Raw genomic sequence first — 8,795 nt, forward strand, 5'->3', positions numbered from 1 at the left:
GGCACTCGCGATGACGACACAGCTTTCCTTCCAGTTCTTCGACTGCGACAACCACTATTACGAAGCCCTGGACGCCTTCACCCGCCACATCGAGTCGCCCTACAAGAAGCGGGCGATCCAGTGGGCCCAACTCGACGGCAAGCAACGTCTCCTCGTTGGTGGCAGGGTCAACAGGTTCATTCCGAATCCGACATTCGACCCAGTCGGCAAGCCCGGCGCGCTCGATGAGTACTTCCGTGGCCGCAACCCAAGAGGCGCTGATCTGAATGCACTTTTCGGCGACTTGGAGCCGATCCCGGCGGCGTATCGGGACCGCGACGCGCGGCTCGCGTTGATGGACGAACAGGGCATGGCCGGCTGCATCCTGTTGCCGACTCTCGGGGTCGGGATGGAGCAGGCTCTCTTGCCGGACCTGGACGCAACGGTCGCGACGTTCCGGGCGTTCAACCGATGGATGGACGAGGACTGGGGATTCGCCTATAAGGAAAGGATTTTCGCCGCGCCCTACATCACCTTGTGCAAGCCGGACGATGCGGTCCGCGAGCTCGAGTGGGCACTGGAACGCGACGCACGCTTCATCGTCATGATCCCCGGCCCGATCACGACTGCGGTCGGAATGCGCCCACCCGGTGATCCCATGTTCGACGACTTCTGGCGACTGGTAAATGATTCCGGCATCACGCTGTGCTATCACTCCGGTGAGACGTACTACTCGAAATTCATGCCGGCGTGGGGCGAATCGGACTACATGATGTCCTTCCAGGCGCTCCTTGGCTTCCGGAGCCTGTTCTCCGGTAACGCTTTGCAGGACACGTTCGCCAACCACTTGCACAACGGGCTGTTCCTGCGTTTCCCCAATCTACGGATGGCTTCCATTGAGAGCGGCTCGGATTGGGTGTTCCACCTTTTCGAGAAGCTGACCAAGTCCTATGGCCAGATTCCGCAGATCTATCAGGAAGACCCGCGGGAGACGTTCAAGCGCCATGTTTGGGTGTCGCCGTTCTACGAGGACGAACTGGCGAGCCTGCTGAAACTGCTGGGCGACAAACAGATCGTGATGGGCTCAGACTTTCCACACGTCGAAGGTCTCGCCGACCCCGCGTCGTACATCAAGGACCTGGAGAATTTCGACTACACCCCCGAGCAGTGCCGAACTATCATGCGCGACAACGGGCTTCAGTTGTCGATCCGCCGACCAGTCTGATCGCCGGTGAATGTCAGCAAGTCGAATCTGGTCGCCATCCTGCTGGAGGTCGGCGAGGAGAACGCGGCGGTGCTGCTGGCCCGCTCGAACCTGCCGGATGAGATCGACCTGCAGCGCGACCTCGACTTTCTGACGGAACTCGGACTGGACCGCGATCAGGTGGGCGAGGTCGCGCAGTTGACGGTCGGCAGCATCGAGTCCGATGGCGTAAGCGGGCAACGACAGCGCGGCGAGATGGAAACGGCGATCTCGCGGCGATGGGCCGATCTTGTTGACCAGTGGCTGGCCTGAGGAGGGCGTCATGACGACACCGCAACTCCCGGATGGGTTCGACTTCACCGATCCCGACGTCTACGCCACCCGACTTCCGACCGAGGAACTACGTCAGTTGCGACAGGCAGCGCCGGTTTGGTGGAACGAACAACCCGCAGGCGTCGGAGGTTTCACCGACGGCGGCTACTGGGTGGTGAGCAGGCACCGCGATATCCGTGAGGTGTCGCGGCGCAGCGATCTATTCTCCAGCGCTCAGAACTGTATCGTGCCGCGATACGTCGACGAGGAGACAGCACGCGGGCAGATCGAGGCCGGGCGATTCTCGATGATCAACATGGATGCTCCGCAGCACACCCGAATGCGCAAGATCGTGTCACGAGGCTTCACGCCGCGCGCGGTAGATCGTCTGCGTGCGGACCTGACACAGCGGGCTCGTCAGATTGTGGCGGATGCAGCCGCAGCCGGCAGCGGAGACTTCGTGGCGCAGGTGGCCAGCGAGCTGCCGCTGCAGTTGATCGCCGGTCTGCTCGGGGTCCCCTTCGAAGATCGATCGAAGCTGTTTCACTGGACCAACCAGATGGTGGGCGACGAGGACCCCGAGTTCGCCGGGTCCAAGGCGCTCGAATCAGCCGGCGAATTGATGTTCTACGGCATGCAACTCGCCGCCGATAAGGCCGACCATCCCGGTGATGACATCGTCACCCATCTGATCACCGCCGACGTCGACGGCCACAAACTCTCCGATGAAGAGTTCGGCTTGTTCATGGTGACATTGACGGTCGCCGGCAATGAGACGACCCGCAACTCGATCACGCAAGGGATGATGGCGTTCCTCGACAATCCCGAACAGTGGGAGACATTCAAGGCGCAACGCCCGGTGACCGCCGCCGATGAGATCATCCGCTGGGCAACACCGATCACGGCTTTTCAACGCACCGCGCTGCGCGATATCGAGCTCGGCGGCGTCCCGATCAAACAGGGCCAGCGGCTTGCGCTGTTCTACCGCTCGGCCAACTTCGACGAGGACGTGTTCGAGGATCCCTTTTCATTCAATGTGCTGCGGGATCCCAATCCGCACTTGAGCTTCGGCGGCACCGGCGTCCATTACTGCTTGGGAGCCAACCTCGCCAGAATGACGGTCGGGGTGATATTTGATGCGATCGCTGACGTGATGCCCGAACTCACTGCACTGGCCGCTCCCGAGCGGTTGCGGTCGGGCTGGCTGAACGGCATCAAACACTGGCAGGTTGACTACATGGGCGCCTGACCGGCTACCCGTCCTCTGTTTCTCTTGCATGACGGTTTCGAGTCAACCGTGTTGCATGGCGACTCCGCTTGTGGCGCAGCGCTGTTCGCCGACTCTATACCGGCGCCTCCGGTGGCGCTTTCCGAATTTGTAACCGATAGTCATATGAAGCGTGAACTGTTAGGTGTCAGCGGAGATGGGAGTGGTCATGCCAGTCCTGACCGAGCCCGCAGGCCAGCAGAAAAGCCGGCCGGCTGCTGCGCGAGATGGCGAGGCATTTCAGTTTCACCGCGAGATCATCGTCTGCGGTGACGACCCGCTGGCGAACACGATCATCGATGAGCTGAGGGGCGCGGGCGCCCGGATCATCCGGATCACCAACGCCGCCGATCTGCTGGGCGCCGGGGTGCATCGCGCGCGGGCCGTGGTCTGCGCCGGGCCCAATGACGCGGTGAATCTCGAAATTGCCTTATTGGCAAGGCGATTCAGTCCCAATGTTCGCGTAGTGGCGCGTCTGGCAGATAACATGCTGCGTGACGCGGTTGCCGCCGTCAGCGGCCCGGGCGCGATCTTGAATGTCGCCGACCTCGCGGCGCCATCGATCATCGAGGCGGTCCTGTCCCGTAACACGCATCAGTTCACCACCGCCGGTGTCGAATTCGTTATCTGGGGGTCCGAGGCGCCGAAGGATGGGACGCTGCGCGACCTTTACAAAGACCTGGCGCCGGTGGCGGTGGTCCATGGTAAGAACTCGCCCACCCCCGGCGAGGTAGTGCCGTGTCCGGGGCGGGACCTACAGATCTTCAAGGGCGACTGGACCTCCATGATCGGCCCGAAGGACGAGATGGAAGCCCGCGGAATCTCGGTGCCGCCCTCGACCGCGACCCGCTCTCGACACTCCAGGGTGCGACGCGCGGTCGACGCCGTGCGCGCCATGCGCGAGGACGCCAACCCGCTGCTCTTCCCCTCGGCGATATTCACGCTGGTGCTGATTTTCGGTGCGACAACCATGGTGCGCTTCAGCTACGTCAACCCACGGATGTCGTGGCTCGACGCGTTGTACTTCACCTCCGAGACGATCACCAGCGTCGGCTTCGGCGACTTCAGTTTTGCGGCACAGTCCGGCGTGCTGCGGTGGTTCGCTATCGGATTGATGTTCGGTGGTGTGACGATTACCGCCATCCTCGTCGCGCTCATCTCGGACCTGCTGCTGTCGCGCCGCTTCGTCCATACGGCCGGTCTGCGGCGGGCGCGCCGCATGCGCGACCACATCATCGTCGTCGGCCTGGGGTCGACGGGCGTCCGCGTTGTCACTGACCTCGCCGCAGCCGGATATGACGTCGTCGTGATCGAGCAGGACGAGAACAACCGCCTCCTGTCGACGGTCGCCAAACTCGACGTGCCAGTGATTTTCGGCGACTCGACGATGCGCCAGACGCTGGAATCGGCGCGCGTCGATCGCGCCCGCGGAGTCGCGGTGATGACCCAGGACGACATGGAGAACATCCGAACCGGCATCGTCCTGCTGGAACTGCTGGGATCCGACACCAAGGTACCGATCGTGCTGCGTGTGCAAGGCCGTACGCTGAGCGCCGCGGTGAGCCAGCAGTTCGGTTTCGAGAACGTGCGGTCCGTCGTGGATCTGGCAGCGCCATGGTTCATCGGCGCGGCGATGGGTTTGCAGGTGCTGGGCACGTTTTGGGTCGGGCAGCGCTCGTTCATGGTTGGCGCGATGCTGGTGGCGGAGGGCAGCGAGCTCGACGGGATGCGCATGGTGGACCTGTCCACTCAGACGCGTGTCATCGCGATCATCCGACCGGAAGGGCCGGTAAGGCTGCGCCCACGCCGCGACGCTCGAATGCAAGCCGGCGACACGGTGTACCTCATCGGCCCGTACCGCGAGCTGATCGCGACGCTACGCAAGGGCCAACCGCCACCCATGACTTCGATCAACGGCGAGAGCGCGTTGGCGCTCGCGGCCGCGCGTGGCCCGCAGCGGCCCGAGGTGCGCCGGCCGCGATGGGCGCCGGATCCCGTCGAGTGACAGTCCTACTGCCGATCCTGCACCAATGAGAAGATGCTCGGCAGGGCGATCAACGGCGTAGCTGGCACCCTAGGAATCGGCGGCCTCGGGCATAGTCAGCGGCAGACGCCCGTCGCAGCCGTGGTCAATTATGGGGTGGTGAAGCTGGGATCCGATCCGCGCGACGACGTCGTAGCGCGTCAATATCAGCGATGGGTGTATCCGCCGCCGACACTCGACGTCGAGGAGTGGACCGCTGGCAACCTGGATCCGACGGACCCCGTCTACGCTCATCACGTCTACTGGCCTGACCGCGAATACCCCGCCGGTCTGGACATTTTGGTCGCCGGTTGCGGCGCCAACCAGGCCGCATACTTTGCGTTCAAGAATCCGTCGGCGAAAGTCGTGGCCATCGACGTCAGCCAGCCGTCGCTGGATCACCAGCAATATCTGAAAGATAAGCACGGCCTGCAGAACCTCGAGCCGCATCTGCTCCCGATCGAAGAGCTGTCAGCGCTGGGGCTCGACTTCGACTTGGTTGTCTCCGTGGGCGTCCTGCACCACTTGGCTGACCCAGCCCAGGGGATGCGAGCCCTGGCCGGATGCCTTCGGCGAGACGGCGTCGCGAGCGTGATGCTGTATGCGAAATACGGCCGGATCGGCGTCGACATGTTGGCGTCGATCTTTCACGACCTCGGCATGGGCCAGGACGAATCGTCGGTGCAATTGGTCAAAGACACGATTCCGCTGCTCGCGCCCGACCATCCCGTACGGACCTATGTCAAAAATTCGCCAGACTTCGATGCCAATACTGGCGTGGTGGACACCTTTTTGCACGGACGGCAGCGTTGCTACACCGTCACGGAGTGCATCGACCTGGTGACGTCGGCCGGTCTGGTCTTTCAGGAGTGGCTCTTCAAATCGCTGTACTACCCGCACGACATTCTTGCCCTGCCGGACCGGTTGAAATCAGCGCTCAACGCCTTGCCCGACGTCAAGATCTGGTCGCTGATGGAACGCATCAATGCCCTCAATTCCAGTCATGCCTTCGTGGCTTGCCGCCCCGATCGGCCGACGGCGGACTACACCGTCGACTTCTCGTCCGCGGAAGCTCTTGGCTACATTCCTGTGACGCGAACGCTTTTCCGCCTGGAAGGCGATGTTGTCGTCATGCCGCACGCGAGGGTGCCGCTCAGCGGGATCGAGCTCCTCTTCATTCGATTTGTCGATGGACGCCGCACTATTCGAGAGATCGCGGCGCTGGTGGTGGCCGAACCCGCATGGCAGCACGGTGCCGCCGTCATTGAGGATCTCGCGCGTAAGGCATTTCAGAATCTTTGGCGTCTCGATTTTCTGGCAATGGCCCGAACTCCGGCGAGGCCTTGAGCCAAGGCACGTTAGCGCGTTAGCCGGCTCACACGTCGTAGTACAGCGCGAATTCGTACGGGGTGGGATGCAGGTTGTACGGCGCGAGCTCGTAGTCGCGCTTGTAGCTGATCCAGGTCGCGATCAGGTCAGGCGTGAAAACACCGCCCTCGGTGAGGTATTCGTGGTCTTCTTCCAGCCGGTCGATCACAGCGGATAGCTGGGTGGGAGCCTGTGGGATGTCCGCGGCTTCTTCCGGCGGGAGCTCGTAGAGGTCTTTGTCGATCGGGGGAGGCGGCTCGATCTTGTTCTTGATGCCATCCAAGCCGGCCATCATCATGGCCGCGAAGGATAGATAGGGATTACCCGAAGCGTCGGGACATCGGAATTCCAGGCGCTTGGCCTTGGGGTTGCTGCCGGTGATCGGGATGCGCACGCAGGCTGAGCGGTTGCGTTGGCTGTAGACCAGGTTGATCGGCGCCTCATACCCAGGCACCAGACGCTTGTACGAGTTGACCGTGGGATTGGTGAAGGCCAGCAGTGACGGCGCGTGATACAGCAGGCCGCCGATGTAGTGCCGCGCGATGTCCGACAGCCCGGCGTATCCCGCGTCGTCGTAGAACAGCGGGACGCCGTCCTTCCACAGCGACTGGTGCGAATGCATGCCGGAGCCGTTGTCGCCGAACAGGGGCTTGGGCATGAAGGTCACGGATTTGCCGGCCTGCCATGCCGTTTGCTTGACGATGTACTTGAACATCTGATGGTCGTCGGCCGCGTGCAGCAACGTGTTGAACTTGTAGTTGATTTCGGCTTGGCCGCCGCTGCCCACCTCGTGGTGGCCCTTCTCCAGGCTGAAACCGGCGTTCGTCAGGTGGGTGAGCATGGCGTCTCGCAGGTCGACATAGTGGTCGGCGGGGGCTACCGGGAAATACCCGCCTTTCGGGCGGACTTTGTGACCCAGGTTGGGGCTGCCGTCCGACTCGGTTTCCGACCCGGTATTCCACCACCCAGATGTGGCGTCCACCTTGTAAAAGGATTCATTCGTGCGCGAGTCGAAACTGACCGAGTCGAAGATGTAGAACTCGGCTTCCGGGCCGAAGTAGGCGGTGTCGGCGATGCCCGAGCTGACCAAATAATTCTCCGCCTTGCGGGCGACGTTGCGCGGGTCGCGCGAGTACAACTCGAGGGTGAACGGGTCGTGCACCGAGAAGTTCACGATCAGTGTTTTGGCGGCACGAAACGGGTCAATGGTCGCGGTTTCCGGATCGGGAAGCAGCAGCATGTCGGATTCGTGAATCGACTGGAACCCCCGAATTGATGAACCGTCGAAGGCCAGTCCTTCCTCGAACACAGTCTCGTCGAATACGTAAATCGGAATGGTGAAGTGCTGCATGGTGCCCGGCAGGTCGCAGAAACGGACGTCGACATACTCGATGTGCTCGTCCTTGGCGAGTTTGAAGATATCGTCTGGCGTCTTGTCGGACACGGAAAACCCCTTTGCTTGGCTAAACCGCGCCGTTGCGGCGTGCCACAATTCACGCACGCCGCGAGGCTTCCCGCATCCGGGGCGAACGCCCCAGCGACTTTTGCTATGAAGCCAGATCTTTCCTGGGGGTGTCGGCGGTGACTCCGCCGTCGACGACGAACTCCGAGCCCGTCGAATAGGAGGATTCGTCGCTGGCCAAATAGAGGACGAGATTGGACACCTCGATCGGCTCACCGGGCCGGCCCAGCGGCGCTGCGACGATGTCGTCCGGAAAATGAGCCGTCATGGGTGTGCGTATCAATCCGGGATGGACCGAGTTGACGCGGATGTTGTAGCGCCCGAGTTCGATCGCCGTCGATTTGGTCAGTCCGCGTACCGCCCACTTGGAGGCGACGTAGGCATGCGCGAACGGGGCACCGCGCAGCCCTTCGATCGACGAGATGTTGACGATCGAGCCCCCGCCGGACCGGATCATTTCATCCACCACGGCTTGGGTGCCAAGAAAAGTGCCGGTCAGATTGACGTCGAGGGTGTGGCGCCAACGTTCGAGTTCGAACTTGCGCAACGTTTTCCGGCCCGAGACACCGGCATTGTTCACCAACACGTTGAGGTGCCCGAACCGCCGCACTGTCTCGGCGACCGCCGAAGCCCACTGCTCCGGCTGTGTCACGTCCAGGCGCAGATAATGTGCGCTGTCGCCGAGTTGTTCTGCGGCAGCATGGCCTTCGTCATCGAGAACGTCGCCGATCACGACCTTGGCGCCTTCGCTGACCAGCAGGCGCGCGTGTTCGGCGCCCATTCCGCGGGCACCACCCGTGATCAGCGCGACTTTTCCTTCGACTCGTCCCACGAAAATCTCCCTAGCTCCAGGTGGCCGGCCTGTCACGGCCATGAAGGGAGAGGTTAGGCGAGCGGCGTGCAGCCAGGCGGTTTAACCGCCGTAGGTAGGCCCTTGGACCCCGTTAGTCCAAGTCGTGCATTTGTTGCCGGTGCAGCACGTCTCCTGCAACTGCGGGTCTTGCCCGAAATGCGCGCTCACCTGGCTCTGGGTGTACTGACCGCCGGACTTCTTGCAGGAATCCTCGATGTCAGTCTGCGCGTGAGCGAAAGGCGCGGCCAGGATCATCGCCGCGGCCGGAATGGCGAAAGCGGCGACGGGAATGGCGTTGAAGACCGGACGTTTCATGTTTCTCCGTAG

General features: G+C 62.3%; 8 protein-coding genes. 5 read left to right on the forward strand and 3 right to left on the reverse strand.

The annotated features are described in order from the left end of the window. The 5 genes from VN856_RS11310 to VN856_RS11330 form a co-directional block, all read left to right on the forward strand. Nucleotides 1-1,204, forward strand: a 1,204-nt coding sequence (locus VN856_RS11310) for an amidohydrolase family protein (RefSeq protein ID WP_325688983.1), incomplete at its 5' end; no start/stop codon positions are given. Nucleotides 1,205-1,210: 6 nt separating this feature from the next. Continuing rightward, entirely contained in the window at nt 1,211-1,495 is a 285-nt protein-coding gene (locus tag VN856_RS11315) for a hypothetical protein (RefSeq protein ID WP_325688985.1), read from the forward strand. 10 nt (nt 1,496-1,505) lie between these two features. Beyond that, nucleotides 1,506-2,744 (forward strand): cytochrome P450, encoded by a 1,239-nt coding sequence (locus tag VN856_RS11320; protein ID WP_325688986.1) that lies wholly within the window; start codon nt 1,506-1,508, stop codon nt 2,742-2,744. Between the two features lie 187 nt (nt 2,745-2,931). After that, complete coding sequence (locus tag VN856_RS11325; protein WP_325688988.1) at nt 2,932-4,767, forward strand: NAD-binding protein; 1,836 nt, start codon at nt 2,932-2,934, stop codon at nt 4,765-4,767. Between the two features lie 144 nt (nt 4,768-4,911). Continuing rightward, nucleotides 4,912-6,132: a class I SAM-dependent methyltransferase gene (locus VN856_RS11330; protein ID WP_325688996.1), complete on the forward strand. Its 1,221-nt coding sequence runs from the start codon at nt 4,912-4,914 to the stop codon at nt 6,130-6,132. 28 nt (nt 6,133-6,160) lie between these two features. Here the strand turns inward: VN856_RS11330 and glnA are convergent, their stop codons facing one another. The 3 genes from glnA to VN856_RS11345 form a co-directional block, all read right to left on the reverse strand. Then, a complete protein-coding gene (gene glnA, locus VN856_RS11335) occupies nt 6,161-7,597 on the reverse strand; it encodes a type I glutamate--ammonia ligase (RefSeq protein ID WP_325688990.1) in 1,437 nt (478 codons plus the stop codon). Between the two features lie 103 nt (nt 7,598-7,700). Further along, on the reverse strand, nt 7,701-8,447 hold the full coding sequence (locus VN856_RS11340; protein WP_325688992.1) for a glucose 1-dehydrogenase: 747 nt from the start codon (nt 8,445-8,447) through the stop codon (nt 7,701-7,703). Nucleotides 8,448-8,528: 81 nt separating this feature from the next. After that, nucleotides 8,529-8,795: hypothetical protein (locus VN856_RS11345; protein ID WP_325688994.1), on the reverse strand; the 267-nt coding region annotated here is incomplete at its 5' end.

The organism is Mycobacterium sp. (assembly GCF_035603715.1).
GTDB lineage: Bacteria > Actinomycetota > Actinomycetes > Mycobacteriales > Mycobacteriaceae > Mycobacterium.

Coding starts and splice junctions, on each gene's coding strand:
- VN856_RS11320 (WP_325688986.1), top strand. CDS start 1,506: ATGACGACACCGCAACTCCCGGATGGGTTCGACTTCACCGATCCCGAC.
- VN856_RS11325 (WP_325688988.1), top strand. CDS start 2,932: ATGCCAGTCCTGACCGAGCCCGCAGGCCAGCAGAAAAGCCGGCCGGCT.